This is a genomic window from Candidatus Levibacter sp. Uisw_134_01 (assembly GCF_047717795.1).
In the GTDB taxonomy this organism is placed as follows: domain Bacteria; phylum Pseudomonadota; class Alphaproteobacteria; order Puniceispirillales; family Marisalimonadaceae; genus Marisalimonas.
The window spans coordinates 1,983,670-2,009,524 of the sequence record NZ_CP159808.1 but is presented as its reverse complement, the minus strand read 5'-3'; the positions used below and the strand labels follow the sequence as shown (position 1 = coordinate 2,009,524).

Sequence of the window (25,855 nt, the reverse complement as noted above, 5' to 3'; positions counted from 1 at the left end):
ACTCCGAGGTTTTAAAATAATATAAAGGATACAAGGAAATGTTGATATGTGCGGAATATTAGGTATAGCCAGAAATATTGTTGAAACCGATAAACATTGGTTAAAAGTTGGTAGAGATAAGATTTCTTATCGTGGTCCCGATGATTCTGGTGAGTGGTGGTCAAGTGATTTTTGTGTGGGTATTGCACATAGGCGCTTATCAATTATTGAAATTTCACGATTAGGCCATCAGCCAATGCACTTACCTAAGCATGGTTTGTCAGTAGTATTTAATGGTGAGATTTATAATCACCATATTTTAAGAAAAGAACTTGTTGACTTAGGTTTTTCTTTCAACTCATTAAGTGATACAGAAGTGCTAATGGCAGCATATGCTGCTTGGGGAGAAGAGTTTATAGGACGCTTAAATGGTATGTTTGCTTTTGCATTATATGATGCCCGTAGACGCAAGTTATTTCTAGCACGTGATCGTGCTGGTGAAAAACCACTATTTTATCGCATAGTTAATGGTCAATTGCAATTTGCTTCTGAGTTAAAAGCTTTATTGGCCAATCCAAAAAACCCGCGGTGTATAGATAAGGAGGCACTTGACTGTTACTTAGCAATGGGTTACGTGCCTGGTGAACGTTGTATTTTAGATGGATATAATAAGCTTCCTCCGGCACATTTTTTACGCTTTGACTTACAGAGTGGTCATCATGATATTGGTTGTTATTGGGAGTTACCACAGTTTAATTATGAAAAAGAAAGATTGAATGAAGGTAACTTATTAGATGAACTTGAAGTTCTTATGGAAGATGCAGTTCGTGGACAGATGGTTGCAGATGTTCCAGTAGGAATACTGCTCAGTGGAGGTATCGATTCTAGTTTAGTAACAGCCATGGCAGCCCGTTGTTCTAGTAGAGTGCAAACGTTTACTGTAAGATTTCCAGGCTATAATAAACTAGATGAAACTAGACATGCTCGTTTGATTTCCGATCATTTTGGGACCATGCACACTGAGTTAATATCGGATGATGTAAATATAGATTTACTTCCACGTTTGGCACATCATTTTGACGAGCCAATAGTTGATTCATCAATGATACCTACTTTTCTATTAAGTCAGTTGGTTCGACAGCATTGTTCAGTAGCTCTAGGCGGTGACGGAGGAGATGAATTATTTGGTGGTTATGGGCACTATAGTCGGTTGCAGTGGATGAAAAAAAAATTAGGATGGATACCTCTTTCAATTCGGAAAGGTATTGCTGTTTCAATGGAAAAAATATTACCAGTAGGGTTTAAAGGACGCAATTGGTTACAGGGACTTTCTGTTGATTTTGAAAAAGGCTTACCGCTAATTGCGTCGTACTTTGATTATACAAGTCGATTACAATTGCTAAAACCCTACGCTAATTGGCCTTTCATCGCAGAATTAATAAGACAACAACGAGTTCCATCTGATCCTGATCTACTTCAGCGAGCTACTCGCATGGATTTTTCGAACTACTTAGCAGAAGATATTTTAGTAAAAATAGATAGGTCTAGTATGATGAATTCGTTAGAAATACGAGCGCCTTTGCTAGACTATCGTTTAATTGAATTTGCATTTGGTAAGGTTTCAACAAATATGAAAGCTACTTCTATTGATAAAAAAATCTTACTAAAAAAACTTTGCTCCCGTTTGTTACCCTCAAATTTTGATATGCAACGCAAACAGGGTTTTTCCATACCATTAGCTGAATGGTTGAAGAGGCCTAAATTTAATAATTTTTTTAATGAGGTATTGCGTGACCCAAAATGTAGTTTTGATCCGAGAGCAATTGAAAGTTTGTTTAGAGGACAAAAAAGAGGATATAGTAATAGCGAACGCTTATTTTCATTAGTGCTATTTGAACTGTGGAAAAAAGAATTTGGAGTTACTTTTTGATTTTGAAACTGATATTTAGTTGTAGAAAATTTCGTCAATGGTTTCTCTCCAAAACGTGGTTAATTATTTTCAATTAGGGTATGATAAAGCTAAATGTATTAACAAGGATTAATAAGGTTATGAATATAAATGCACCTAGGCTGATTGACTTGCGGATTGCTATAATTGGATTGGGTTATGTAGGGCTACCACTAGCAGTTGAGTTTGCCAAGTTAAGAAGTGTGTTGGGTTTTGATACTAATCAGAATAGAATCGATGAACTCAAGAGAGGGAAGGATTCTACCTTAGGGACTAGTTATGAAGAATTGAAATTAGCCAAAAATCTAAATTTAACTTCTAAAAAAAGTGACTTGAATAAGGCAAATTGTTTCATTGTTACGGTACCAACACCAATAGATAAGCATAACCGTCCAAATCTAGGTCCATTGACAGAAGCTTCGGAAACTATAGGTAAGGTAATGAAACGTGGAGATGTAATTATCTATGAATCTACAGTTTATCCAGGTGCAACAGAAGAAGATTGTGTGCCGATTCTTGAAAAGAACTCAAGTTTAAGATTTAATCGAGATTTTTTTGTAGGTTATTCTCCTGAACGTATAAACCCTGGTGATGAAGAACATCGATTAATCAATATTAAAAAGGTGACATCTGGCTCTACTACTGAAATTGCTCATCTTGTTGATCAATTATATCAACAGATCATTAAAGCTGGCACCCATAAGGCAATAAGTATTCGTGTAGCTGAAGCAGCCAAAGTTATAGAGAATACACAGCGCGATATAAATATTGCCTTAATAAATGAGTTAGCTATGATCTTTAACAAAATGGATATTGATACGGAAGCCGTTTTAGAAGCTGCAGGAAGCAAGTGGAATTTCATACCCTTCCGACCAGGTTTGGTTGGAGGACATTGCATTGGAGTGGATCCTTATTACCTTATGCACAAGGCTCAAGAGATGGGTTTTCACCCAGAGATTATCATGGCTGGCCGCAGAATAAATGACAAAATGGGAGTGTATGTCGCAAGTCAGTTAATAAAGACAATGGTTAAACAAAAAATTAAGATTGAAGGTGCTAGAATATTAATCATGGGACTCGCCTTCAAAGAGAATTGCTCAGATATACGAAACACTCGTGTAATTGATATATTCGAAGAGTTAAAAGACTATCATTGCAAAGTAGATATTTATGATCCATGTGTATCTATTGTTGAAGCTAAACATGAATATGGCATAATGCTAATAGACAAACCAGACACGTTAGCTTACGAAGGAATTGTAATAGCTGTAGCTCACCATGAATTCAAAGCAATGGGTGTAAATAAAATAAGAGAGTTTGGTTGTGAAAACCATATCCTTTATGATTTAAAATATGTTTTTGCAAGTGAAGATGTTGACTTAAGATTATAAATTTATTAGCTCAATCACCATCATTTTCTAGATAACAAATTAAATTATATTATATATAACTAGGATATTAGCTTTTTCAGTTTATGTACATAATTTGGTCAAATTTAAAAAACAATTTTCTATGAATATAAGTTAAATTTACCTTCTTGTTTAAACTGTCAAATTGTGTAGATTGCTTAATAATAACAATGATTAAATTATAATTTAATGTAACATAGTAATTCCTTATATGTAGAATTATATTGGAGAATACGTGACTAATAAAAAGCATTTGGTAATAGGTATTGATGCCACTAACTTACGAAGAGGTGGTGGAGTTACCCATTTACTAGAATTACTTAGTTCAGCAAAACCTAATGAATTTGGGATAGAACGTATAGTAGTTTGGGGGATGGAGGAAACTTTGAATGCTCTTGATGATCGATCATGGTTAGAAAAACATAAAACATTTAATTTAAATAAAGGATTAATAAAAATAATATGGCAGCGTTTTTATTTGTCTCAAGCAGCTAGAAATACTGGTTGTGATTTACTTTTTGTACCAGGTGGTAGTTTCTTTTGTAATTTCAAACCTATTGTTACAATGAGTAGAAATATGCTACCATTTATGTGGAATGAATTAAAACGTTATGGTTGGTCATTTTTTACAATTAAGTTAATACTCTTAAGGTTTATACAATCACATTCATATCGAAATGCAGATGGAGTAATCTTTTTAACTAAATTCGCCCAAAAAACTGTTTTAGAAGTCGTAGGTAAACTAAAAGCCAAAATCATTACTATTCCTCATGGTTTAAACCCACGTTTTAAAAATAAGCCAAGGATTCAAAGACCAATAGATGATTATAATAATCAAAAGCCTTACCGTCTTTTATACGTTTCAATTATTGATAAATATAAACACCAGTGGAATGTTGTAGAAGCAGTTTCAATACTAAGGCAACAAGGAATTCCTGTTGTATTAGATTTGGTTGGTCCATCATATTTGCCGGCTCTAAAGCTATTAAATAATACTATTGACAGTCAAAAGGGACAATCATGGGTTGTTTATCATGGTGCTATAAATTTTGATATTTTACATTCTTTTTATCATAAAGCGGACTTAGGATTGTTCGCATCAACATGTGAAAATATGCCCAATATACTAATTGAAACTATGGCGTCGGGATTACCTATTGCTTGCTCAAATCGAAACCCAATGCCAGAAGTTTTAGGAAATGGTGGTGTCTACTTTGATCCTGAAAATTCTTCTGAAATAGCTCTTGTATTACGTGATTTAATAACTTCACCCACATTAAGAAGCAAAATAGCGCATGAAAGTTTTCAGCTATCTCAAAAATTTACTTGGGAACGCTGCGCAGCTGAAACTTTGGAGTTTTTAGTAGGATTAAAAATCAAAGGATAAAACAATGTATGACAATAAAACATTATTAATCACTGGTGGTACGGGCTCTTTTGGAAACGCAGTATTACGACGTTTTCTTGAATCTGGACTTAGTGAAATTCGTATATTTAGCCGAGATGAGAAAAAACAAGACGATATGCGAAAGAAGTACCAAAGCTCTAAAATAAAATTTTATATTGGAGATGTTCGTGACTACCAATCCGTTTTGAATGTAGTAAGAGATACAGATTATATTTATCACGCAGCAGCACTTAAGCAAGTGCCGTCATGTGAGTTTTATCCACTTGAAGCAGTTAAGACTAACATATTGGGAACTGAAAATGTTTTGGAAGCAGCTATCAATTGCGATGTCAAGAAAGTTGTAGTATTAAGTACAGATAAAGCTGTTTACCCCATCAATGCAATGGGCATTAGTAAAGCTATGATGGAAAAGGTAGCTGTGGCTAAGTCACGCAATATAAATAATACAGTGATAAATGTTACACGGTATGGTAACGTAATGTGTTCAAGAGGTTCTGTTATTCCACTTTTTGTTAACCAAATCAATCATGATCAGCCCATAACGATCACTGATTTAGCTATGACTCGTTTTATGATGACGTTGGACGATGCTGTTAACCTTGTTTTGTATGCATTCGAACATGGAAAACCTGGTGAAATTTTTGTACAAAAATCTCCGGCTGCAACTATTGAAACACTTTCGAATGCACTGAAAGATTTGCTTCATAAGCCAAAGCATGAGTTACAAGTCATAGGCACACGACATGGTGAAAAGCTTTATGAAGTTCTGTTGAGTCGTGAAGAAATGTTTGCATCTGAAGATCTAGGAAATTACTATCGTGTACCACCAGATTTAAGAGATTTGAATTATGATAAGTTTATTGAAAAAGGAGAGTTAAAAATGTCTTATTCTACTGATTATAATTCACATAATACTAAACGTTTAAATGTTTTTAGCATGAAAGAATTGTTAATGAAATTACCCTTCATACAAGCTGTTGTGGCAGGTAAAGTTTTTGAAATTGAAGACTAACAAAAAATGAGAATTTCAAACTGTTCAATCTTAGTAACTGGTGCTAATGGGTTTATTGGTAAAAACCTTATTGTTCGTTTAAATGAACTTTTCAACGTTAGGGTAATAACTTTTGTTCGTGGTGATGAAGGAACTGTATCATTCACTAAATTGTTATCTCAAGCTGATGCCATTGTTCACTTGGCTGGCGAAAATCGACCTGCAGATGAAGCAGCATTTGAAAAAGTTAATTATGGGCTAACAAAAACATTGTGTTTAGCCATAGAGGAGGTATTTCAATCTACTAACAAACATATACCTTTAATATTCGCATCTTCGATTCAAGCTGAACACGATAATCCCTATGGACGCAGCAAGTTAGCAGCAGAAATGGAAATAATGGAGTTAGTTAAGAGAACAAATAACCCATGCATAATTTTTCGCTTTCCCGGAGTGTTTGGTAAGTGGTGTAAGCCAAATTACAACTCAGTTGTAGCCACATTTTGTTATAATATTGCAAATAATTTACCTATCAATGTTAATAAATCATCTTCTTTATTGAGACTGGTGTATATAGAAGATGTAGTTGAAACTATTTTAAGCTCTATCAAAAGAGCTAAGTTAGGACTTACACAATCGAAGGTTAAGCCAGAGTTTTTAGTCAGTTTAACTGAGTTATCTAATCAGATACATGCCTTTAGTAAATACCAGTCAAATTTGACGGTGGAAAATGTAGGTGCTGGCTTCACACGTGCACTTTATTCTACTTATGTAAGTTATTTACCAAGAAAAAAATTTTCCTACCAATTGACACAAAATACTGATTCTCGTGGTGTTTTTGTAGAGATGCTTAAAACAACCAATAGTGGTCAATTAAGCTATTTTACGGCTCTTCCAGGAATTACTAGAGGTGGTCACTATCACCATACAAAAACTGAAAAATTTCTTGTAATAAGAGGTGAGGCTCATTTTCGTTTTAGGCATTTGCTAACTAATGAATTAGTTGAAGTTAGAACAAATGGAGAATCTCCAAGGGTAGTAGAAACAATTCCAGGTTGGATACATGATGTTACCAATATTGGTAAAAAAGAGCTGATTGTTATGCTTTGGGCTAATGAAATATTTGACAAAAAAAAGCCTGACACTGTGCCTAGAAAGGTAGAAAAATGAAAAAAATTAAAGTGATGTCAGTTGTTGGTACTAGACCCGAAATTATTCGTTTGTCACGTGTTTTTTCTGAACTTGATAAATATTGTGAACATATACTTGTGCATACAGGACAAAATTATGACTTTGAACTAAATCAAATATTTTTTGATGACTTAGGATTACGTAAACCCAATTACTTATTAAGAAGTGCTGAAGGTAGTGCCAGCGCAGCTAACACTATTGGCAACATTATTACGGAGATTGATAAAGTACTAGTTAAAGAGAAACCTGATGCTATATTAATTTTAGGTGATACTAACAGTTGTTTGTCAGTGATACCAGCAAAGCGTCGGAAAATTCCAATTTTCCACATGGAGGCTGGTAATCGTTGCTTTGATCAGCGCGTACCTGAAGAAATTAATCGACGTATAGTTGACCACACGTCTGATATTAACCTCACCTATAGTTCAATAGCAAGAGATTACTTACTTCGAGAAGGATTACCTCCTGATCAGGTTATAAAGACTGGGAGCCCAATGTATGAGGTGCTACATTATTATTTGCCACAAATAAAAGCTTCTGACATATTAAAACGTTTAAATTTACAATCAGAAAAATACTTTGCAGTTAGTGCTCATCGAGAAGAAAATATTGAATCTGAAAAATCTTTTATTAAACTTGTTACAATACTTAACACGGTAGCTGAAGAAAACGGATTACCAGTCTTAGCTTCAATTCACCCACGTACTCGGAAAAAAATTGATACCATGGGTGTAAAATTTCATCCTCTGGTAAATCTCTCAAAGCCCTTAGGGTTTCACGACTATGTAAATCTTCAAATTAATGCTAAAGCTGTTTTGTCAGATAGCGGAACAATCAATGAAGAGTCATCTATCCTAAACTTTCCTGCCCTTAACCTTCGAGAAGTTCATGAACGTTTGGAAGGTATGGAAGAAGGGTCCGTAATGATGGTTGGTTTAGAATTAGACCGTATTCGCCAATGTTTGAAAATCTTGGCTATGCAGCAACGTGGTAATGAAAGAACCTTAAGTTTGGTTAATGATTATAGCATGTCAAATGTTAGTAAAAAGGTGGTACGAATTATTCATAGTTACATAGATTATGTTAATCGAATAGTTTGGAAGAAATACAGAGTATAGTTCGATGCGGTTCATATTAATCACCGATACTTTTCCTCCATTGCGTACATCTGCTGCGGTACAACTCCGTGATTTATCGCGGGAATTTGTACGCCAGGGCCACTCAATTTTAGTCCTTGTTCCAATAGAAAATCAAAATAAGTCGTGGGTATTAGAAGAATTTGAAGGTGTGCAAGTACTTCGTTTGAGATCACTAAAAACAAAAGATGTCTCACACATATTTAGAACGTTTGCTGAACTGTGTATGCCTTTTGTAATGTTATGGAATATCCGTAAAAGCCCAATTTCTACAAGCTGTTGGGATGGTATAGTGTGGTATTCGCCTTCAATCTTTCACGGACCATTAGTAAAAGCTCTAAAAAAATCTAGTGGTTGTAAAAGTTACCTGATTATTCGAGATATATTTCCAAATTGGCTATTAGATATGGGTTTGATTAAGCGTGGGCTTTCATACTTCTTATTAAATGCAGTTGCACGATACCAATATTCTATAGCAGACGTGATTGGTGTACAAACTTCAGGTAATTTAAATTACTTTGAATTATGGAAGCAGAAATCTGGACGAAAGTTAAAAGTTTTAAAAAATTGGCTAGATAAACCAGCACGGGTAAGTTGCTCCATTAAAATAGATCAGACTGTCTTAGTTGGGCGGAAAATTTTTTTATATGCTGGTAATATGGGTGTCGCACAAGGTATTTACATTTTGTTAGATTTAGCAGAAAAAATGAAAAATTATAAATTTGTTGGTTTCTTATTTGTTGGACGCGGGAGTGAATTTCTAAACTTAAAGGCTTTAGCCAAGCAAAAAAACCTTGATAATTTATTGTTTTACGACGAAATTGACCCAGATGAAATTCCTGAACTTCTTAATCAATGCGATGCAGGAATAGTTACTCTGGATAACCGGCATAAATCACACAATATTCCTGGAAAATTTTTAACCTATATACAAAGTGGTTTACCTGTATTGGCTAATATAAATAAAGGTAATGATCTTGCTAAGATGATCAGAAAAGAAGAGATCGGTCAGGTTTGTGAGAGCAATCAAGTTGGTGAACTTCAACAACTAACAGAATGTTTGTTACACCAAATAAAAACTGATCCAAGGTTGTCTGTGAGATGTAAAAATTTTTTCAAACGTGAATTTACTGTTTCAAACAAAGTCAAGGAGATTGTTTGTTCAATTTCAGAGAAAGAATAAGTATGAGCACAAAATTTTTTAATCTTGAATTCCTTAATAAACTTTCTGTTGATGCAAAAAAAAACAGACGTAAACGACAACACTTTAATCTTCATGAAAGTTTTAAAGATCCCTGTCAGCGGCTATTTAATGCAATTGAACCAGGCAGTTATATTCGCCCGCATAGGCATGCGTTTGATCCTAGGGATGAGTTGCTAATAGCTGTTCGTGGGTTAATGGTCTTAGTTTTGTTTGATGATTTAGGAAATCTAACACAGATTTTTCCTTTCGGTATAAACAAAAATAAGAGAAAATATGCAATAGGCGCTGAAGTTTCAGCCAAAGATTGGCACACAGTCATTGCATTGCAGGAAGGATGCGTTCTGATTGAAGTTAAAGCCGGGCCATTTAATTCTGAACTTCCAAAAGAACTAGCTCCGTGGGCACCTAACGAAACATCTCCTGATGCTAAAAGTTATCTTGAAAATCTTTTAGCCCGTGTAAATAATTTTAATTTGAAATAATATTATAATCTTAGTAAATGATTGATAATTAATTAATTAACTAAACTTATAAAAGGTAAGTCCTTATTAGATTTGAATAAAACAAAATTTTCAGTGTGTTTAATGTTAAAATTCAATATGGTATTAAAATCGCGGAAGTAAGAATAATATTTAAGGAATTTTTTTAATCAAATTTAGAATCTTCTTAATCAAAACATTTTAGTCTAAAGTAATGATTATAAGGAATTATAGGAGTTAATATATGACAAGAAAAGGTATTATCTTAGCAGGAGGTGCTGGAACACGTCTTCATCCTATTACCAAAGTGTTAAGCAAACAGATACTTCCTATATATGATAAACCAATGATATATTATTCATTAAGTACTTTGATGAATTGTGGTATTCGTGACATACTTTTGATTAGTTCACCTCGAGATATATCTCTTTTCAAAAATTTACTTGGCACTGGTGCTTGCTGGGGAATCAATATTGAGTTCGCGGTGCAACCAAATCCAGATGGTTTGGCACAGGCATTTTTAATTGGAAAGGATTTTGTAAAAAATAACCTAAGTGCTTTAATTCTTGGTGATAACATTTTCTATGGATACAAACTGTTAAACCAATTTCAAAAAACAAGTAAACGTATTAAGGGAGCAAATATATTTGCATACCAAGTAAATGAACCTAAACAATATGGAGTAGTAGAGTTTGACAAGAATCAAATTGCCATTAATATCCAAGAAAAACCTCTATATCCTAAAAGTAATTATGCAGTAACTGGTTTATATTTTTATGATCAGCAAGTTTGTGATATTGCTGCCTCAATTAAACCTTCTGCCCGTGGTGAGTTAGAGATTACAGATGTAAATATGGAGTATATGAGACAAGGGAAATTACATGTTGAAATAATTGATCAAAATTGTACTTGGTTGGACACTGGCACCCACGATAGCCTGCTTGAAGCTGCTTCTTTTGTAGCTAAACTGAAAAAAAATCAAGGGGTTTTAGTTGGTTGTCCTGAAGAAATTGCTTATCGAGAGGGCTGGATTAGTGGGGAGCAATTGTCCAAACTTGCTGATCCACTTAAAAAAAATGTTTATGGTCAGTATTTATTAAGTCTATTAAAATGAGTAATATATGTCATATAAAGTAACATCAACAATTTTGCCTGAAGTTTTAATACTTGAGCCTAAGTTATTTGAAGATGAACGTGGGTTTTTTTTTGAGAGTTTTAATAAAAATAACTTTCAACAAGCTACTGGTGTTAAGCTTGATTTTGTCCAAGATAACCATAGTAGATCAAAAAAAAATGTTTTACGTGGGCTGCATTATCAAATTCAGCATGCACAAGGAAAGCTAGTGCGAGTTACATTTGGAGCAGTATTCGATGTGGTCGTTGATATGCGCTGTTATTCACCTAGGTTTGGCAAATGGGTTGGCGTCGAACTAACTGCAGAAAACAAACGTCAGCTTTGGGTGCCATCTGGTTTTGCACACGGCTTTTTAGTTATAAGCGATATAGCTGATTTTCAGTATAAGACAACTGACTATTGGTATCCTGAATATGAGCGATGTCTACTTTGGAATGATCCAGAAATTAGCATTAATTGGCCGTTACATGATAAGCCAAAGTTGGGAGCAAAGGATAATGCAGGAAAAAAATTTACTGAAGCAGACTTCTTTAAATAATTAAAATATCCAAAAAGCAAAAATTATTAGAAAAGGTAATTTGATATATGATTTAAATTTTTGAAATTTGTCTTTAGCTTTAGAGCTAATCAATCAATGGGGAAGGGATGTTGGTTTAGATAGATCAAAAATTTCCAGTCTAAAACTAGAAGATTTACGTTCTATACAAAATGGACAAACTTTAACTTCTGATTTGTACGTTTGGATTAATGAAATAGTAACTCGAGGAGAAATCCTAAGAGACATTGTACACGCAATCGAGTTGCCTCCTCTTATTTGTAAAGAAAGTGATTTTTTTATTCATAAATATCCTGAAATGAGAACTAATTTCTTTGGCTCCACAAATTTAACGGCGCCATGCGTAGAGCTAACAAATATGATCTCTGATGATAATCTTTCTGGAAAAATAATACTTATTAGTCGCGCTGATCCAGGGTTTGATTGGATTTTCAGTCGAAAAATTGCCGGGATAGTTACTATGCATGGTGGTATAAATTCTCACATGGCAATCCGTGCCTCTGAGTTTGGCTTGCCAGCAGCAATAGGTGTTGGTGAACTTCTTTTTAATCAGTTGATAAATTGCAGAGAAATTGAACTTAATCCTGTTGTAAGAACTATCAGGGGGATTTCTTGAAGATTATTGGAATTTCACAAAGAGTAGAAGTGATGGCGCAGTTTTCAGAACGTCGAGACTGCCTAGATCAAAATTGGGGAAAGCTTTTTGAAAATATTGGCCTTAGCCTTATACCTATTCCAAATAATTTAGTTGATTTACGCCGTTGGGTAGAGCTTCATCGTTTAGACGGGATTTTATTAAGTGGTGGTAATGACCTTAGTTTCTATTCCAATACAATTAATGTGGCTCCAGAGCGTGACAGAACTGAAACTGAGCTGTTACATATTGCGACAGATTATAAACTATCAGTTCTTGGCGTCTGCCGAGGCATGCAGATGATAAATCATTTTCTTGGAGGAAAAATAATACCTGTATATGGGCACACTAATACCTCACATACATTGAAACCTTTAGCTAAACTTAACATATTAAATGATTTTTCTAACGTAAACAGTTACCATGATTGGGGTGTTCAACTTATTGACCTTGCTGACAGCCTCGAACCTTTGCTTATAACTGATGATTATACTGTAGAAGCCTTTCGTCACAAATTTAGACCTTGGTTTGGTATAATGTGGCATCCGGAAAGAAGACAAATAAATGGGCCAAGTGCAGACATGGCTCTACTGTCCAAAATTTTTAAACAGAAAAGGTAAACTTTATGAGAGCTATAATACTTGCAGCGGGTCTCGGTAAACGGCTTAGACCTTTTACCTATTCAAACCCTAAATGCATGGTACCTCTTGTTGGTAAGCCACTTTTGTATCGACAGATTAGATGTTTACGAAAACAAGGAGTTTCAAATATTTTAATTGTTGGTGGTTATTTAGCATCAAAATTAAAAGTTGATGGCGTTGAAATTATAATCAATTCTAAATTTTCTGAAACTAATATGGTTTATAGCTTATTTTGCGCAGCGTCTTGGATAGATAATGATGAGGATATAATAATTTCATATGGGGATATTGTGTATGAAGAAAATGTACTTCTAAATCTAATAAGTTTGGATGCTCCAATAGTTGTAAGTGTTGACAAACAATGGCAAAAATTATGGTCTAGACGAATGGTGGATCCATTGTCTGATGCCGAGACATTGAAGTTAGTCGATAAAAATAGAATTGTTGAAATTGGCCTTAAGCCCAGTAATTATGAAGAAATAGAGGGACAATTCATGGGATTAATAAAGATACAGAAACAAAATATACAAAAATTATATAAGATTTGGCATAATCTTAATATACAGCATGATTGTAAAAAAATGTTTATGACTGAGTTCATTCAGCACTTGATTAACAAAGGGTTTAACGTCAGAGCAAGCTTCACAGATGGAGGGTGGCTGGAAGTGGATAGCTTTCAAGATTTAGCGCTTTATGAAAAAATGTATTTAGACGGCGAGTTAAAAAATTTTATAGGGTTAAATTGATTTCTTTTCGATTTTATAAAAAATTTTTCTTTTTGGTAGGTGAATTATATTCATTCTTTAAAACTCCCAGACGTGACAGGAGAATTGTATTTTATTCAGAAGGTGGAGAATATTGGTCCCATTTTGAACCAATCTATCGTGCATTGTACAAAAAATACTCAGAAAGAGTTATATATGTCACATCAAATGACAATGATCCAAATCTTAACAATCCACCTCCTGGTTTGAAGACATATTACATAGGTGAAGGTAGTGTCAGAACTATATTCTTTGCAACACTCGATGTAGATGTTTTAGTTATGACTATGCCAGACATGAACTCATTTCATATAAAACGCTCTCCTTTTTCAGTAAAATACGTTTACGTACAACATTCTTTAGTAAGCACTCACATGATTTATAGACCTCAAGCTTTTGATTATTTTGATATTATTTTTTGTTCTGGACCTCATCATATAATTGAAATAAAAACTCGCGAAAGAAACAATAAACTAAATCAGAAGTGTTTAGTCCAACATGGGTATGGAAGACTTGATAAGATAATAAATTTAAATAAAAACTTGTCTTTAAAGACAAAAAAATCAAGTATTAAATCTGTCTTGATTGCTCCTTCCTGGGGAGTTAACGGATTGTTAGAGGTGCATGGACTAGTTTTAATTGAAAACCTACTAAAATGTGGCCTTCGAACAATTGTTAGACCACATCCAATGACTTTTTTAAAAAACCCTAAATTATTCGATTTGCTACAAAAGTATTTTGGAAAAAACCCTAATTATTCTTTAGATTTGGATATAGACTCAATAAAATCGTTGCTTGATGCTGACATAATGATAAGTGACTGGTCTGGAGTTGCACTCGAGTTTTCATTTGGTCTCCAGAAACCATTGATTTTTGTTGATACGCCTAAAAAGATTAATAACAAAAAATATCATGAACTTGATATCATTCCACTTGAAGTATTAATAAGAAAAAAAATTGGTGTTGTGATACCCCAAGAAAAAATAAATAAAATAGGATCTAACATGTCAGAGATCTCCAAAGATGCAAATATTTTATGCAGGAATGGATTGAAAGAGAGAAAAAAATGGGTTTATAATCTTGGTAAGAGTGGTGAGGTTGCTGCTGATTATTTATATTCTCTACTTTAGGAATAATTTATATGATAGTGGTTTGAAATATTTTCTACCAAAATTAGATACAAAAACTATAGTGTTAAAGTTTTATTATGTATTTAATAAATAAGATATTTCAGTTCTAACTATCTTTATCTACAGATTTGAATAGTTGATTATCAATGATTTATATATTTTTAAAATATATATTTATAATGTATTATTGACCTCAATAATTATAAATTATTATAGGATCAATAAAATTAGTTGATATTTAAATAATTTATTTACTTTACGAATTTTATTATAGCAAGTAATGGAATGTTTATGATGATAGATTTGATAATTATAATTGCATTTCTAACTAGTTTAATATTGTTAATTTTATTAAGGCCTATTGCATTTAAACTGAAATTGTTAGATTTTCCAACTAAAAGAAAAGATCATATTGGTAACGTACCTTTAATAGGAGGTATTTGCATTTATTTTGGAGTTATAATGTCCTATGGAATTTTAAATCAGCATGATAAATTTTCACTTGTGCTATTAATAACTTCCACATTCATCTTAATACAGGGAGTTTGGGATGACTGCTCAAACGTAAAAGCCAAATATAAAATGGCTCTTCAAGGAATCCTTACTGTTATTGTTATTTATATTACTGATGTTAAACTCCAGAGCTTTGATAATCTTTTTGGGGTATTATATCCTTTAGAATTAGGTATATTTTCAATTCCTATCACAGTAATTTCGATTGTTGGATTAACAAATGCGATTAACATGATAGATGGTGTTGATGGTCTTGCTTCAAGCTTAATTCTATTAGCTGTCATTGGTTTGCTATGTTTTAATTTAAAAGTAGATCCTTCTTCTCTAACTAATATTCTTTTTGCACTAGCGGCGGCTTTATTACCATTCATGATTTTTAATATTGTGTCTCATTCTCATAAGAAGATTTTCCTTGGAGATGCAGGCAGTTTGTTTTTGGGCTTTATTATTTCTTGGGTTCTAATCTATAATGCTGAAAACAATAGCAGTTTTACTCCAAGTTTTGCTCTATGGTGTGTAGCTATACCATTATTTGATTTTTTTACAGTTATTATTTTAAGAATAATTGAAAAACGTCCATTAATGATAGCCAATAGGGATCATATTCACCATTTTTTAAAAAACTATGGCCTTCCCAATAAAAAGATATTAGCAACAATAGTCTTTTTTGGTGTTTTACTCTTAATACTAGGATTAATATTAGAAAATAAATTTCAACTTCTTAGTTTTCCAATCTTTATTGCAATATTTTTGCTATACTTATTTCTAAGAATTTATAATATTTTTATTAAGAAAGTTATAAATTATTAATTTATTCAAAAGTACAAAAATTAGATTTGAGCACTTTTAGAAAAAATAAAAGTATTTTTTAAATTAATTAAAAAGATTTATTTTATGTACTTGGTTAAATAACTTAACCACTTACTGTCCAAAAAACAGGAAAATCAGGTTCAAAAATTCTGATTTTTTGTTTTTTAACGTCTAACTCTTTTTTAAAGAGGAGAGAGTGATTTGATTTAGTAATCAAAATTTTTTCTTTATTTATTTTTAAATTATAATGTTTGGCCCCATTTTTACTAATAAAATTTTCTAGTTTATGTAATGCACTTTCGTTTTCAAATAATTGTGCTAATATTGATACACAATACGTTGAATTAAAAATACCAGCACAACCACAAAAACTTTCTTTGTCACTAGTTAAATGAGGGGCGGTGTCAGTTCCTAAAAAAAACTTTGAGTTACCACTAACTGCTACTTCCACAAGAGCTTTTCTATGAATTTCCCTTTTTAATATTGGCAGACAATAGTTATGGGGTCTTATCCCACCAACAAACATAGCATTTCTGCTCAAGGCTAAATGATGAGGCGTAATAGATGCCACGAGATTTTTGTTACCTTCATTCACATATGCTGTTGCTTCTTTTGTTGTAATGTGTTCGAGGGTAATTTTTAGTTCTGGTAATTCTTTACAAATAAAATCAAGCTTCTGATCAACAAAAACTTTTTCTCTATCAAAAATATCAATTTCTTTATCTGTTACTTCTCCATGAATTAATAGAGGCATGCCTATTTCTGACATTGTTTCAAGTACAGGCATGATTTTATTTATATCTTTTACACCTGAATCTGAATTTGTTGTAGCCCCAGCAGGATATAGTTTAGCAGCAAAAACTTGTCCACTCTCATATGCTATACGTATATCGTTTTTGTTTGTATTTTCTGTTAAGTATATAGTCATTAGTGGAAGAAAACGATCGCTTTTAGGAATAGCTCTTTGTATTTTTTTTTTATACTTAACTGCATCAACCCCTTTTAATATTGGTGGAACTAAATTAGGCATAATTATAGCACGGGCAAAATGCCTTGTAGTTTCAGGAACAACTGTATTTAAAACTTCTCCGTCTCTAAAATGCACATGCCAATCGTCAGGTTTAATAATTTCTATTTCTTCCATGATTTTTATCTAATCTTTAAAAATAAACTTTAATATGTTAGTAATAAAAAGTATGCATATTTGTATACAATAATTAATTTTGGGTAAGTTTGCTATGAAAATCTCAATTATCTCTGCCAGTCTTAGAACAAACTCTCAATCAAAAAGAATCTCTGATTTTCTCCATGACAACTTATTAAATAATAAATCAGGCTTGGAAATGTTTTCTTTAGATTTAGCTGACGCATCGTTGCCACTCTGGTCACCCGAAAAAAAAAATGGCAAAGGTGTTTGGGGACAAACTTGGCGTTTAATATCTGACAAATTAATTGAATCAGATGGTTTTATTTTTGTAGTCCCTGAGTATGGAGGCATGGCTACGCCAGCAGCTAAAAATTTTTTCTTACTTTGTGGTGATGGAGAATTATCTCATAAACCTGGCTTAATTGTATCAGTTAGCAGCGGAAACGGTGGGGCCTATCCAATCACTGAGTTGAGGTCTTCTTCTTATAAAAACACACATATAATGTGGATACCAGAGAATATTATTATTAGAAATGTAGAAGAGTTTAATCCAGGAAACCATGGAGATAATATTCCTGAGTGGTTAGACGATCGAATTGATTATGTCCTAAAAATACTTTTAGCATATGTATCTAATATGAAACCGTTAAGAGAATTAATTAATAGAAAGGATTTTGGAAATGGCATGTGAGGAAATTAAAAACAAATTTCAGGAGATTAAGGGTTGGGAAAAAGTATCTGATGGAAGAGATGCATATACTAAGCTCTTTAAGTTTTCTGATTTTAAGCAAGCGTTTTCTTTTATGACATCGATTGCTATGAAGGCAGAACAAATAAATCATCATCCAGAATGGGAAAATGTTTATAATAAAGTTATAATAACTTTGACCACCCATGATATAGGAGGAGTCTCTAAATTAGATTATGATATGGCTCTTTTTGCTGATAAATCCTACAAAAACTTTAATTAACAATCTAAGTAAATAGTTATGGAAAAAGAAACTGTCTCTAATGAAGTTATTTGGTCGCCGTCTGATAAAAGAGCAGAATCTTCGCAGATGCACAAATTCATGCAAAATATCAATAAAAAATATAATATTAATCTATCGAGCTTTTCTGAATTACATACCTGGTCAATAGAAAATAAAACACAGTTTTGGGAATTAATTTGGGACTTTTTTGGTATTATTGGTTCTAAGGGAACGAATCCATATATTGATCCTGTAAACAAAATGCCAGGAAGTAAATTTTTTCCTAATGGTAAAGTAAATTACGCTGAAAACATGCTTTCAGGAAACATATCTGGGCCTGCAATTGTATTTAAATCTGAAGATAAAATCAGAAAAGAGGTGTCTTGGAAAGAACTGAAAACTCAAGTTGCTACGCTAGCAAATTTTTTGAAAGAAGAGGGCATTGTTAAGGGAGATAGAGTTGCAGCCTATATGCCTAATATGCCTGAAACTGTAATGATGATGTTAGCCGCTTCATCTATCGGTGCAATTTTTTCTTCTGCATCACCAGATTTTGGTGTTGAAGGAGTTTTAGATAGATTTGGTCAAATTGAACCTAAGATTTTGCTCACTACAGATGGGTACTGGTATAATGGTAAAGCGGTTAATATAACAAACAAAGTTTTAGACGTTGTTAAAGCTCTACCCTCTTTACAAAAAGTAGCTGTAACACCACTTCTAGGTATTGAAACACAATATAATTCTAATAAATTTGTAGACTACACCTCTATTCTAGAAGAATATTCTACTAAAGTTATATCTTTTGAACCTCTAAGTTTAGATGATCCTCTTTATATAATGTTTTCTAGTGGGACTACTGGTAAGCCCAAGTGTATTGTCCATTCGAACGGTGGAATTCTTCTAAAGCATCTGGTTGAAATGGGACTCCATTCAAATGCAATTAAAAAAAGTAAGGTATTCTATTTTACAACATGTGGGTGGATGATGTGGAATTGGTTGGTTTCGGGATTATTACTCAAATCCACAATTTATTTATATGACGGTTCACCTTTTTCCCCGAACCCAGAAGTATTATGGAGTTATGTTGATAAAGAAAAAGTAAACTTTATGGGAGTTTCGGCAAAATATATTGACGCTCTTAGCAAGGAAAATATTAATATAATTGATAATTATAAGTTAACAGAACTAGAAATAATAGGTTCAACGGGATCTCCTTTGGTCCATGAGAGTTTTGATTATATATATAAAGCCATAAAAAAAGACGTCTCAGTTGCAAGTTTATCTGGGGGCACAGATATAGTAGGTTGCTTTATTGGCGGTAATCCAATGTCTGTTGTTAGGAGAGGAGAAATACAAGGACCAATTTTAGGTATGGATGTTCATGTTTATAATGATAATGGATTATCTATTAAAAATGAAAAAGGCGAGCTAGTTTGCACTCAGAGTTTTCCTACTATGCCATTATATTTTTGGAATGATGAAAACAATGAAAAATATCATGATGCTTATTTCAGCAAATATAAAAATGTATGGTGTCATGGTGATTATATTTTAAAAACTGAAAATAATGGCTTTATAATTTTTGGAAGATCAGATGCAACTCTGAACCCTGGAGGAGTTCGGATTGGTACAGCTGAAATATATAGACAAGTTGAACAAATAGAAGAAGTTGTTGAAGGTTTAGTTATCGGTCAAATATGGCAAGGTGACACCAGAGTTGTCCTTTTTGTAAGACTTAGTCAAGGCGTTGATTTGACGGAAGACTTAATTAATAAAATTAAAACTAAAATAAAAATAGGGGCATCCCCAAGGCATGTTCCAGCAAAGATCATTGTAGTTAATGATATACCAAGAACTAAATCTGGTAAAATTGCAGAATTGGCAGTTCGAGATTTAGTTCATAATAAAAAAATTAATAATGAGACAGCTTTAGCTAACCCAGAGTGCTTAGACGAATACAAAAACATTAAGGAGTTGAGTTTTTAGGATGGCTGCTTAATTTCTGAATTAACGGAGAATGGCTCTTCTTTAACTGTTATTGTTAGAAGAAATGCAATAATTCCTAAACCTACACTTAACCACCACATATTTTCATAACTTCCATAAATATCAAAAAACCTTCCACCTAACCAAGCTCCTAAAACTGCGCCTATTTGATGGCAAATAAAACAGATGCCAGATAAAGTGGCTAAATATTTGGGTCCTATAAAAGAAAGTATAATGGCATTGGTCATTGGTACTGTTGCTAACCATAATATCCCAATTACAGCTCCAAATAATAAAGCAATAAATGGTGATGGGGGTGAAAGTACAAATATTGTAATTGTTACGGATCTTAACAAATATATAATTGATAATGGCATAGGTTTTTTAACTTTCCCACCAAGCCATCCAAATCCTAAGGTTCCTATTATATTTGTTACACCTATAATAGCTAATGACCAACCAGCTATTTCAGCTGAAATACCTTTAGAGATTAGATCTGCGGGAAGATGTAAAGCAATAAAAGTAACGTGAAATCCACATACAAAAAAACCTGAAATTAATAATATGTAATTTCTTTCTTTAAGAGAAAACATAATAGTTTGTTGTAAGCTATTTCCAAAATCTTGAACATTACTATTTTTTTCATTTGTGCTATTGAGGAGTGGTAGGAGTAGCAATAGACTAATTGAAATCGAAGCTAAGACTACTAAACTCACCTCCCAACCAAACTCCTTGTTCATCCACATAGTAGGAAGCACAACGGCAAATTGTCCAAACGAAGCGGCTGCAGCAACTAGGCCCATTGCAAGAGAGCGTTTATTAATTGGAGCTACTTTGCCTGCTATACTTACCATGGTAGCCATTCCAGCGCCACCAAGTCCAAACCCCATAAGAGTTGTAGCAGAAAATAATACGAATTCAGAAGTTGGATTGCTCATCAGAAAAATGCCAGATGAATATGAAATAATTCCAAATGCAAGAACTTTTTGAGGTCCTAACTTATCTATAAGAATTCCTAAAAAAAATGTAACAAGTCCCCAAATAATTGCTTGAACACCTATAGCAAAAGAAAAAAACTCTTTTCCGCTTTTCATGAAGTTAGTAATTGGATCTAAGAACAAACCTAAAGATTGCCTTACACCCATAATCATAATGATTATGATTGAGCAAACAAGAATTACTAATTGCCAATCAACTTTCTTTGTCTCCATTTTATTCCCCCTATTAGTAATTAAAAATTTAATTTACTAATTTTATTCATCAAAGTATCAAATTGATTTTTATTATTTGATCCAAAGGCATTTAGAAAATTTTGTTGAGTTTTCTCCCAGATAACCTTTGCATCATTTAGTTTTTTCCTGCCATTAACAGTTAGGCTAATAACTTTTACTTTATATACATCATTTTTTTTATAAGAAATAAGATCCATTTTCTTAAGCTTATCTAAGTTACGTAACACGGTCGTTCTTTCAAGATCTAATTTTTTTGATATTTCATTTACAGATGGATTGCCTAAGGCTTGAATATTTTTTAGCGCGCTGTATTGAGTAATCTTAATATCAAGGACAGATAATTCACGATCATACACTTTTGAAATATGATTAGCGGCCTTTCTAATGGATATACACATACAAGAAGTATCATTCATATAATGTGCATATACACTAATTTGCAAACTATCAACTTAAATATTTAAGTTATCCCCTGCCTCGGTAATTATCTACATTGTGAATAGGTATAAATAGGTTTTTAGGTTGCTCACTTGTTTGCCAAAATATATCAATAGGAATTCCACCTCTTGGATACCAGTAACCGCCAATTCTTAACCATTTAGGAGACAATAATTCAACAATATCTTGAGCAATTGAAATTGTACAATCTTCATGAAAGGCACCATGGTTTCTGTATCCTAAAAGATATAATTTAAAAGATTTACTCTCTACTATAAATTGACTAGGAACATAATCGATTACAATATGAGCAAAATCAGGTTGAGATGTAACTGGGCATATTGACGTAAATTCTGGACATGTAAACCTTATTAAATAATCAAGCCCAATTTTTGGATTATCTACTTTTTCAAGAATATGTTTGTCTGGAAAGTCAGGGATTTTACTTTTATAGCCAAGAGCATTTAAGTCTTTATTTGATTTACTCATGAAGATATCTCACTTAATTGTTAATATTAATTAGCTCGTTGTTAGTAGAATTTATTTTATTCAAAATTATCTTTTTCCACTCTTCAATATTTTTGGCTAAATATGCTTCTTCTGGAAACAATATGCTTCTTGAGGCGTTTATTAAGCCAAAATTTAGAAGGTTTGGAAATGCTGAATCCTTTATTAAAGGCGCACATGCATCCTTAGCTGAAGCACCTTGAGCGCCATAACCTGGAATTAGAAATGGAGCACTTGGTAGTAATTTTCTTAATGCTAAAGATTCATCCTTAAATGTCGCTCCTGAAACAATTCCTATTGACGACAAACCTAGATCACCTTTCTGATTTTCTATAATAGGTCTTAACAATTTAGCTAAATGTTCATAGCATTTAGCACCATTGGTAAGAGGCATCTCTTGAATATCTTTTGAACCTTTATTACTTGTATGCACTAAAACAAATAACCCGCTGCTTGTTTCAGAAGCTTTTTTAAAAAAAGGCTCTAAACTGTCAATTCCTAACCATGGATTAATAGTCATAGCATTACTTGGGTAGGGAGCATTTTTTCCCAAATATGCGTTTGCATATGCTTGACTGGTGCTTCCTATGTCGCCTCTTTTTGCATCCATAATGATCAAAAAATTCAGAGATTGTGCATATTTACATAAAGACGCAAGTAGCTTCATACCGTCTGGACCAAGCTGTTCAAATAGCGCAATTTGGGGTTTTATTGCAGGCACTAAATCTTTAGCACTGTCTAAAAGTGAAAAACAAAATTTTTCAACTTTGGTTATAATGTTTGAGGAATTATTTTGAAGATCAAAAATATTAGGTATTAAGTCTAGATGAGGATCAACACCTAGGCATAAGAATGATTTTGTGTCTCTAATCTTTTTAACAAGTTTATCTCCAAAGTGATCCGCCATATTTTAAAAAATACCTAAAGCATTTCTGTAGGTATCTAATAAGGCTTCTTGTTCTAACCTTTCATCTATGTCCATTTTACGTATTACTAACACTTTGCGCATAATTTTTGGATCATAGCCTAACCCTTTAGCCTCTGAATAAACTTCTTTAATGTCAGCAAGTATATTACTTTTTTCTTCTTCTAGCCTTTCAATTCTTTCTATAAAGCTTTTAAGTCTGTCATCTTTAGATTTAGATTCTGTGATTTCGTCATTTAATATTTCGTTCATACTAATGAGTTTCTGTTTTTTTGTTTTTGAATTTATTTTTTTGATCTTCACTAGCTTCAGTTTGATATTTATCTTTCCAAACAGAATGGGGCATTCCATATATTATTTCTTTAGCATCATCCTTATTGAGATCAACTCCATTTTCATTAGCAGCTTCACTATACCAGCGGGAGAGACAGTTTCTACAAAAACCACTTAGATTCATTAAATCAATATTTTGAACATCAGTTCTTTTTTGAAGATGAGTTATAAGTTTTTTTAAAACTTCTGATTCTATTTTTAATCTTTTTTCATTATTCATTTCATTACCTATTTTATTCATATTGTTATCACAACTCTTACCTCAAAACAATTTACAATAAAAAATTTTATAAATAATTGTAAAAAGATTTTAAAAATATTAGCATAAGCTAACTTTTGTGAGTTAATTTATGAATGATGATGATTTAGAGTTTAATTCTGACAGGTTTGAGCAAGTAAGAAATGCTAGGAACAGCGAAACTGCAGAAGACTATACTGAAATGATTGCTGATTTAATTAGAAATGCAGGTGAAGCAAGGGCCGTTGATTTAGCGAAGCATTTTGGTGTAACGGGGCCAACCGTTAACAGTATAATTAGACGGTTAGTTAGAGATGGTTTAGTTGTTAGTAAACCATATAGATCCATATTCCTTACTGACAAGGGGCAAATTTTAGCTGATTATTGTAAAAAAAGACACGAAATCGTTTATGATTTTTTAATTAAGATAGGTGTTAATAGTGACACTGCCAAAAATGATGCAGAAGGTATTGAACATCATGTTAGTGCAGAGACATTAAGTGTATTTGAAAAATATAATAAATAAAAGCTATTTGTATATACCAGTAAATAAATAATAAGTTCTATAAATATCCTTTATTGTGTTGAACGATACTTTATTTAATAGTTTAATTTCTAAAAGGTTAGGGTAGTTTGTAATATTTGGTTTATTGCTAACTATTAATACTTTTTCACCAGAGCTAAATTGTTTGTCACCATAATTATAATTAGCTTCATAGAAGTTACCTGGTTTTAGACTATTGCTTTTCAGGTATATTTTATTTTTAAATAAATTATTGGTTCTATTTAGATAATAGTTAAATCTAGAAATGTCGCCTCTAGTTTCAAATACGATTGAGGATATTTCATTTATCTGGAAGTTACTTTCTATTTTTTTCGATATTTTTTCAAAACCAAGAGTTTTTCTCAATGGATCAGACTTGAGTTCTAAAGGATAAAAATTTCCTGTTAGCGTAACTTTTAAAATAAAAATTGATAAAACAAAGTTTACTAAAAAACCAATTTTAAAAAATGTTCTTATGAATACATATTTCTGTACTACAACGTACGCACTAAGAATTATTGTGGCAGCTACATATGCTGTAATAGCCCAGTTTGGATTTGAAATTTTAAGAAAGCTTTGGACAGTTATTAGGATAATTATTGGTAAAGAAAGAAAAGCTAAAAAAGAAATATTTCCTTTCTTAAGAAAAATATCAAATGAGAGGAAAATGTATAAGAGTAAAAATATCGGTCCAAAAACGACTAATTGAGAGGATAAAAAGTCAACTACGTTTTTATAGTTCAATATAATTTCTGAAAGATCTGCATTTGAAACTGTATGACTCACTGTAACAAAGTCATTTATATAGTTCCAATATATATTCCCACTTGCAATTAATATACTTGTTATAATTATAATAAATAGATTTTTAATACTTAAGTTCTTACTTCTATCATAAACTAACCACCATAAAATTAAGAATATAAGAAAATATAAAGCTGCATATTTAGACAAGAAAGCAAGACCAAGAAACATGCCAACTAAGCTGGCAGTTACAATGCTCTGATTCTTAAATAATTTAAACATAAATAATATACAAAATGACCAAAATAATAATAAAGGAGTGTCTGTAGATATGACAAAGCTTCCTAGAGATGCTGCTGGAGTGAAAATCCATATTAATGCAGCAATTTTGCCGGCCTTCGCTCCGAAAGCAATATAAGACGTTCCCCATAGGGTAACTGCGATAAAAAGATGTATTAGTGGAGAACATAACCTTACTGCCCATTCTTCATTTCCAAAAATATCTGTTGAGAGTGCTATTACCCAAGCTATAATGGGTGGTTTTGTAAAATAACCGAATTCTATGTTTCTTGACCAGTCCCAGTATTGAGCTTCGTCTACAGATAACTCAATTGGTGAGGTGTACAAGGAATATATTCTTAAACAAGTGATTGAAATTAGAATAAAGAATACAAGAGGAGTGCTAAGGAAAGAAAAGTAATTAGCGTTATTTCGGAACGATAACATTATTATATCCCCCCATCATCTAAAAAATATTACATTACCTAATAAATTACAATATAATTTTATCTAAAACGCGTTAATATTAAATTTTAACGATCTTGATTTGTGCTCGTTATAAGTTTACTTAAATAATATAACA

27 protein-coding genes are annotated in these 25,855 nt (G+C 32.5%); 19 read left to right on the top strand and 8 right to left on the bottom strand.

Annotated elements, in window-relative coordinates:
* The first annotated feature begins 46 nt into the window (after positions 1 to 46).
* The 15 genes from asnB (at position 47) to ABXT66_RS10165 (ending at position 15,928) form a co-directional block, all read left to right on the top strand.
* A complete protein-coding gene (gene asnB / locus ABXT66_RS10235; protein ID WP_443643410.1) occupies positions 47 to 1,909 on the top strand; it encodes an asparagine synthase (glutamine-hydrolyzing) in 1,863 nt (620 codons plus the stop codon).
* 119 nt (positions 1,910 to 2,028) lie between these two features.
* Entirely contained in the window at positions 2,029 to 3,318 is a 1,290-nt protein-coding gene (gene tviB / locus ABXT66_RS10230; RefSeq protein ID WP_443643409.1) for a Vi polysaccharide biosynthesis UDP-N-acetylglucosamine C-6 dehydrogenase TviB, read from the top strand.
* 253 nt (positions 3,319 to 3,571) lie between these two features.
* Positions 3,572 to 4,723 carry a glycosyltransferase family 4 protein gene (locus ABXT66_RS10225; RefSeq protein WP_443643408.1) on the top strand — a complete coding sequence of 384 codons (1,152 nt, stop codon included), beginning with the start codon at positions 3,572 to 3,574 and terminating at the stop codon, positions 4,721 to 4,723.
* 4 nt (positions 4,724 to 4,727) lie between these two features.
* Positions 4,728 to 5,756: a polysaccharide biosynthesis protein gene (locus tag ABXT66_RS10220; RefSeq protein ID WP_443643407.1), complete on the top strand. Its 1,029-nt coding sequence runs from the start codon at positions 4,728 to 4,730 to the stop codon at positions 5,754 to 5,756.
* Between the two features lie 6 nt (positions 5,757 to 5,762).
* Positions 5,763 to 6,905, top strand: a complete 1,143-nt coding sequence (gene wbjC, locus ABXT66_RS10215; RefSeq protein WP_443643406.1) for a UDP-2-acetamido-2,6-beta-L-arabino-hexul-4-ose reductase — start codon at positions 5,763 to 5,765, stop codon at positions 6,903 to 6,905.
* Positions 6,902 to 8,044 carry a non-hydrolyzing UDP-N-acetylglucosamine 2-epimerase gene (gene wecB, locus ABXT66_RS10210; RefSeq protein ID WP_443643405.1) on the top strand — a complete coding sequence of 381 codons (1,143 nt, stop codon included), beginning with the start codon at positions 6,902 to 6,904 and terminating at the stop codon, positions 8,042 to 8,044. Before wbjC ends, wecB begins: the two co-directional genes overlap by 4 nt.
* 184 nt (positions 8,045 to 8,228) lie before the next feature.
* Complete coding sequence (locus tag ABXT66_RS10205; RefSeq protein ID WP_443643404.1) at positions 8,229 to 9,245, top strand: glycosyltransferase family 4 protein; 1,017 nt, start codon at positions 8,229 to 8,231, stop codon at positions 9,243 to 9,245.
* Positions 9,221 to 9,748, top strand: coding sequence for a WbuC family cupin fold metalloprotein (locus ABXT66_RS10200; RefSeq protein WP_443643403.1), 528 nt, complete (start codon positions 9,221 to 9,223; stop codon positions 9,746 to 9,748). The genes ABXT66_RS10205 and ABXT66_RS10200 overlap by 25 nt, the downstream gene beginning before the upstream one ends.
* Positions 9,749 to 9,989: 241 nt before the next feature.
* Entirely contained in the window at positions 9,990 to 10,859 is an 870-nt protein-coding gene (gene rfbA, locus ABXT66_RS10195) for a glucose-1-phosphate thymidylyltransferase RfbA (RefSeq protein ID WP_443643402.1), read from the top strand.
* Between the two features lie 7 nt (positions 10,860 to 10,866).
* Positions 10,867 to 11,418 carry a dTDP-4-dehydrorhamnose 3,5-epimerase gene (gene rfbC / locus ABXT66_RS10190; RefSeq protein WP_443643401.1) on the top strand — a complete coding sequence of 184 codons (552 nt, stop codon included), beginning with the start codon at positions 10,867 to 10,869 and terminating at the stop codon, positions 11,416 to 11,418.
* A gap of 67 nt (positions 11,419 to 11,485) precedes the next feature.
* Positions 11,486 to 12,052, top strand: a complete 567-nt coding sequence (locus ABXT66_RS10185; protein WP_443643400.1) for a PEP-utilizing enzyme — start codon at positions 11,486 to 11,488, stop codon at positions 12,050 to 12,052.
* Positions 12,049 to 12,690: a gamma-glutamyl-gamma-aminobutyrate hydrolase family protein gene (locus ABXT66_RS10180; RefSeq protein ID WP_443643399.1), complete on the top strand. Its 642-nt coding sequence runs from the start codon at positions 12,049 to 12,051 to the stop codon at positions 12,688 to 12,690. The genes ABXT66_RS10185 and ABXT66_RS10180 overlap by 4 nt, the downstream gene beginning before the upstream one ends.
* 5 nt (positions 12,691 to 12,695) lie before the next feature.
* The gene (locus tag ABXT66_RS10175; protein ID WP_443643398.1) at positions 12,696 to 13,457 is read left to right on the top strand and encodes a phosphocholine cytidylyltransferase family protein; all 762 of its coding nucleotides are present in this window, start codon (positions 12,696 to 12,698) and stop codon (positions 13,455 to 13,457) included.
* Positions 13,454 to 14,605, top strand: coding sequence for a CDP-glycerol glycerophosphotransferase family protein (locus ABXT66_RS10170; protein ID WP_443643397.1), 1,152 nt, complete (start codon positions 13,454 to 13,456; stop codon positions 14,603 to 14,605). Before ABXT66_RS10175 ends, ABXT66_RS10170 begins: the two co-directional genes overlap by 4 nt.
* 294 nt (positions 14,606 to 14,899) lie before the next feature.
* Positions 14,900 to 15,928 carry an MraY family glycosyltransferase gene (locus tag ABXT66_RS10165; RefSeq protein ID WP_443643396.1) on the top strand — a complete coding sequence of 343 codons (1,029 nt, stop codon included), beginning with the start codon at positions 14,900 to 14,902 and terminating at the stop codon, positions 15,926 to 15,928.
* A 103-nt stretch (positions 15,929 to 16,031) separates the two neighbouring features.
* On the opposite strand, the gene pyrC is transcribed toward ABXT66_RS10165, so the two are convergent.
* Complete coding sequence (gene pyrC / locus ABXT66_RS10160; RefSeq protein ID WP_443643395.1) at positions 16,032 to 17,072, bottom strand: dihydroorotase; 1,041 nt, start codon at positions 17,070 to 17,072, stop codon at positions 16,032 to 16,034.
* Between the two features lie 94 nt (positions 17,073 to 17,166).
* On the opposite strand from pyrC, the gene ABXT66_RS10155 reads away from it, so the two are divergent.
* From ABXT66_RS10155 to ABXT66_RS10145, 3 genes are read left to right on the top strand one after another with little or no spacing between them, the layout of a single operon-like run.
* Positions 17,167 to 17,766 carry an NAD(P)H-dependent oxidoreductase gene (locus ABXT66_RS10155; protein ID WP_443643394.1) on the top strand — a complete coding sequence of 200 codons (600 nt, stop codon included), beginning with the start codon at positions 17,167 to 17,169 and terminating at the stop codon, positions 17,764 to 17,766.
* The gene (locus ABXT66_RS10150; protein ID WP_443643393.1) at positions 17,756 to 18,046 is read left to right on the top strand and encodes a 4a-hydroxytetrahydrobiopterin dehydratase; all 291 of its coding nucleotides are present in this window, start codon (positions 17,756 to 17,758) and stop codon (positions 18,044 to 18,046) included. The genes ABXT66_RS10155 and ABXT66_RS10150 overlap by 11 nt, the downstream gene beginning before the upstream one ends.
* Positions 18,047 to 18,064: 18 nt before the next feature.
* Positions 18,065 to 20,032 carry an acetoacetate--CoA ligase gene (locus ABXT66_RS10145; protein ID WP_443643392.1) on the top strand — a complete coding sequence of 656 codons (1,968 nt, stop codon included), beginning with the start codon at positions 18,065 to 18,067 and terminating at the stop codon, positions 20,030 to 20,032.
* Here ABXT66_RS10145 and ABXT66_RS10140 read toward each other — a convergent pair.
* The 6 genes from ABXT66_RS10140 to ABXT66_RS10115 are packed head-to-tail and all read right to left on the bottom strand — an operon-like array spanning position 20,029 to position 23,687.
* A complete protein-coding gene (locus ABXT66_RS10140; RefSeq protein ID WP_443643391.1) occupies positions 20,029 to 21,243 on the bottom strand; it encodes an MFS transporter in 1,215 nt (404 codons plus the stop codon). The two genes, ABXT66_RS10145 and ABXT66_RS10140, sit on opposite strands and share 4 nt — an antisense overlap.
* Positions 21,244 to 21,263: 20 nt before the next feature.
* Positions 21,264 to 21,707, bottom strand: a complete 444-nt coding sequence (locus ABXT66_RS10135) for a MarR family winged helix-turn-helix transcriptional regulator (RefSeq protein WP_443643390.1) — start codon at positions 21,705 to 21,707, stop codon at positions 21,264 to 21,266.
* A 22-nt stretch (positions 21,708 to 21,729) separates the two neighbouring features.
* Positions 21,730 to 22,191, bottom strand: coding sequence for a preQ(1) synthase (gene queF / locus ABXT66_RS10130; RefSeq protein WP_443643389.1), 462 nt, complete (start codon positions 22,189 to 22,191; stop codon positions 21,730 to 21,732).
* Positions 22,192 to 22,204: 13 nt separating this feature from the next.
* Complete coding sequence (gene pyrF, locus ABXT66_RS10125) at positions 22,205 to 23,116, bottom strand: orotidine-5'-phosphate decarboxylase (protein WP_443643388.1); 912 nt, start codon at positions 23,114 to 23,116, stop codon at positions 22,205 to 22,207.
* 3 nt (positions 23,117 to 23,119) lie between these two features.
* Positions 23,120 to 23,386, bottom strand: a complete 267-nt coding sequence (locus tag ABXT66_RS10120; RefSeq protein ID WP_443643387.1) for a DUF2312 domain-containing protein — start codon at positions 23,384 to 23,386, stop codon at positions 23,120 to 23,122.
* Position 23,387: 1 nt separating this feature from the next.
* Positions 23,388 to 23,687 (bottom strand): DUF1244 domain-containing protein, encoded by a 300-nt coding sequence (locus ABXT66_RS10115; protein WP_443644738.1) that lies wholly within the window; start codon positions 23,685 to 23,687, stop codon positions 23,388 to 23,390.
* A 130-nt stretch (positions 23,688 to 23,817) separates the two neighbouring features.
* Here ABXT66_RS10115 and mntR point away from each other — a divergent pair, with 130 nt between their 5' ends.
* Positions 23,818 to 24,231 (top strand): manganese-binding transcriptional regulator MntR, encoded by a 414-nt coding sequence (gene mntR / locus ABXT66_RS10110; protein WP_443643386.1) that lies wholly within the window; start codon positions 23,818 to 23,820, stop codon positions 24,229 to 24,231.
* A 3-nt stretch (positions 24,232 to 24,234) separates the two neighbouring features.
* Here mntR and ABXT66_RS10105 read toward each other — a convergent pair whose 3' ends face one another.
* The gene (locus ABXT66_RS10105) at positions 24,235 to 25,719 is read right to left on the bottom strand and encodes an ArnT family glycosyltransferase (protein WP_443643385.1); all 1,485 of its coding nucleotides are present in this window, start codon (positions 25,717 to 25,719) and stop codon (positions 24,235 to 24,237) included.
* Between the last annotated feature and the right edge of the window lie 136 nt (positions 25,720 to 25,855).

What these genes read in the sequence shown, in the direction of transcription:
- asnB (WP_443643410.1), top strand. Translation starts at nt 47, where the DNA reads ATGTGCGGAATATTAGGTATAGCCAGAAATATTGTTGAAACCGATAAA.
- tviB (WP_443643409.1), top strand. Translation starts at nt 2,029, where the DNA reads ATGAATATAAATGCACCTAGGCTGATTGACTTGCGGATTGCTATAATT.
- ABXT66_RS10220 (WP_443643407.1), top strand. Translation starts at nt 4,728, where the DNA reads ATGTATGACAATAAAACATTATTAATCACTGGTGGTACGGGCTCTTTT.
- wbjC (WP_443643406.1), top strand. Translation starts at nt 5,763, where the DNA reads ATGAGAATTTCAAACTGTTCAATCTTAGTAACTGGTGCTAATGGGTTT.
- wecB (WP_443643405.1), top strand. Translation starts at nt 6,902, where the DNA reads ATGAAAAAAATTAAAGTGATGTCAGTTGTTGGTACTAGACCCGAAATT.
- rfbA (WP_443643402.1), top strand. Translation starts at nt 9,990, where the DNA reads ATGACAAGAAAAGGTATTATCTTAGCAGGAGGTGCTGGAACACGTCTT.
- rfbC (WP_443643401.1), top strand. Translation starts at nt 10,867, where the DNA reads ATGTCATATAAAGTAACATCAACAATTTTGCCTGAAGTTTTAATACTT.
- ABXT66_RS10175 (WP_443643398.1), top strand. Translation starts at nt 12,696, where the DNA reads ATGAGAGCTATAATACTTGCAGCGGGTCTCGGTAAACGGCTTAGACCT.
- ABXT66_RS10165 (WP_443643396.1), top strand. Translation starts at nt 14,900, where the DNA reads ATGATAGATTTGATAATTATAATTGCATTTCTAACTAGTTTAATATTG.
- pyrC (WP_443643395.1), bottom strand. Translation starts at nt 17,072, where the DNA reads ATGGAAGAAATAGAAATTATTAAACCTGACGATTGGCATGTGCATTTT.
- ABXT66_RS10155 (WP_443643394.1), top strand. Translation starts at nt 17,167, where the DNA reads ATGAAAATCTCAATTATCTCTGCCAGTCTTAGAACAAACTCTCAATCA.
- ABXT66_RS10150 (WP_443643393.1), top strand. Translation starts at nt 17,756, where the DNA reads ATGGCATGTGAGGAAATTAAAAACAAATTTCAGGAGATTAAGGGTTGG.
- ABXT66_RS10145 (WP_443643392.1), top strand. Translation starts at nt 18,065, where the DNA reads ATGGAAAAAGAAACTGTCTCTAATGAAGTTATTTGGTCGCCGTCTGAT.
- ABXT66_RS10140 (WP_443643391.1), bottom strand. Translation starts at nt 21,243, where the DNA reads ATGGAGACAAAGAAAGTTGATTGGCAATTAGTAATTCTTGTTTGCTCA.
- queF (WP_443643389.1), bottom strand. Translation starts at nt 22,191, where the DNA reads ATGAGTAAATCAAATAAAGACTTAAATGCTCTTGGCTATAAAAGTAAA.
- pyrF (WP_443643388.1), bottom strand. Translation starts at nt 23,116, where the DNA reads ATGGCGGATCACTTTGGAGATAAACTTGTTAAAAAGATTAGAGACACA.
- ABXT66_RS10120 (WP_443643387.1), bottom strand. Translation starts at nt 23,386, where the DNA reads ATGAACGAAATATTAAATGACGAAATCACAGAATCTAAATCTAAAGAT.
- ABXT66_RS10115 (WP_443644738.1), bottom strand. Translation starts at nt 23,687, where the DNA reads ATGAATAATGAAAAAAGATTAAAAATAGAATCAGAAGTTTTAAAAAAA.
- mntR (WP_443643386.1), top strand. Translation starts at nt 23,818, where the DNA reads ATGAATGATGATGATTTAGAGTTTAATTCTGACAGGTTTGAGCAAGTA.
- ABXT66_RS10105 (WP_443643385.1), bottom strand. Translation starts at nt 25,719, where the DNA reads ATGTTATCGTTCCGAAATAACGCTAATTACTTTTCTTTCCTTAGCACT.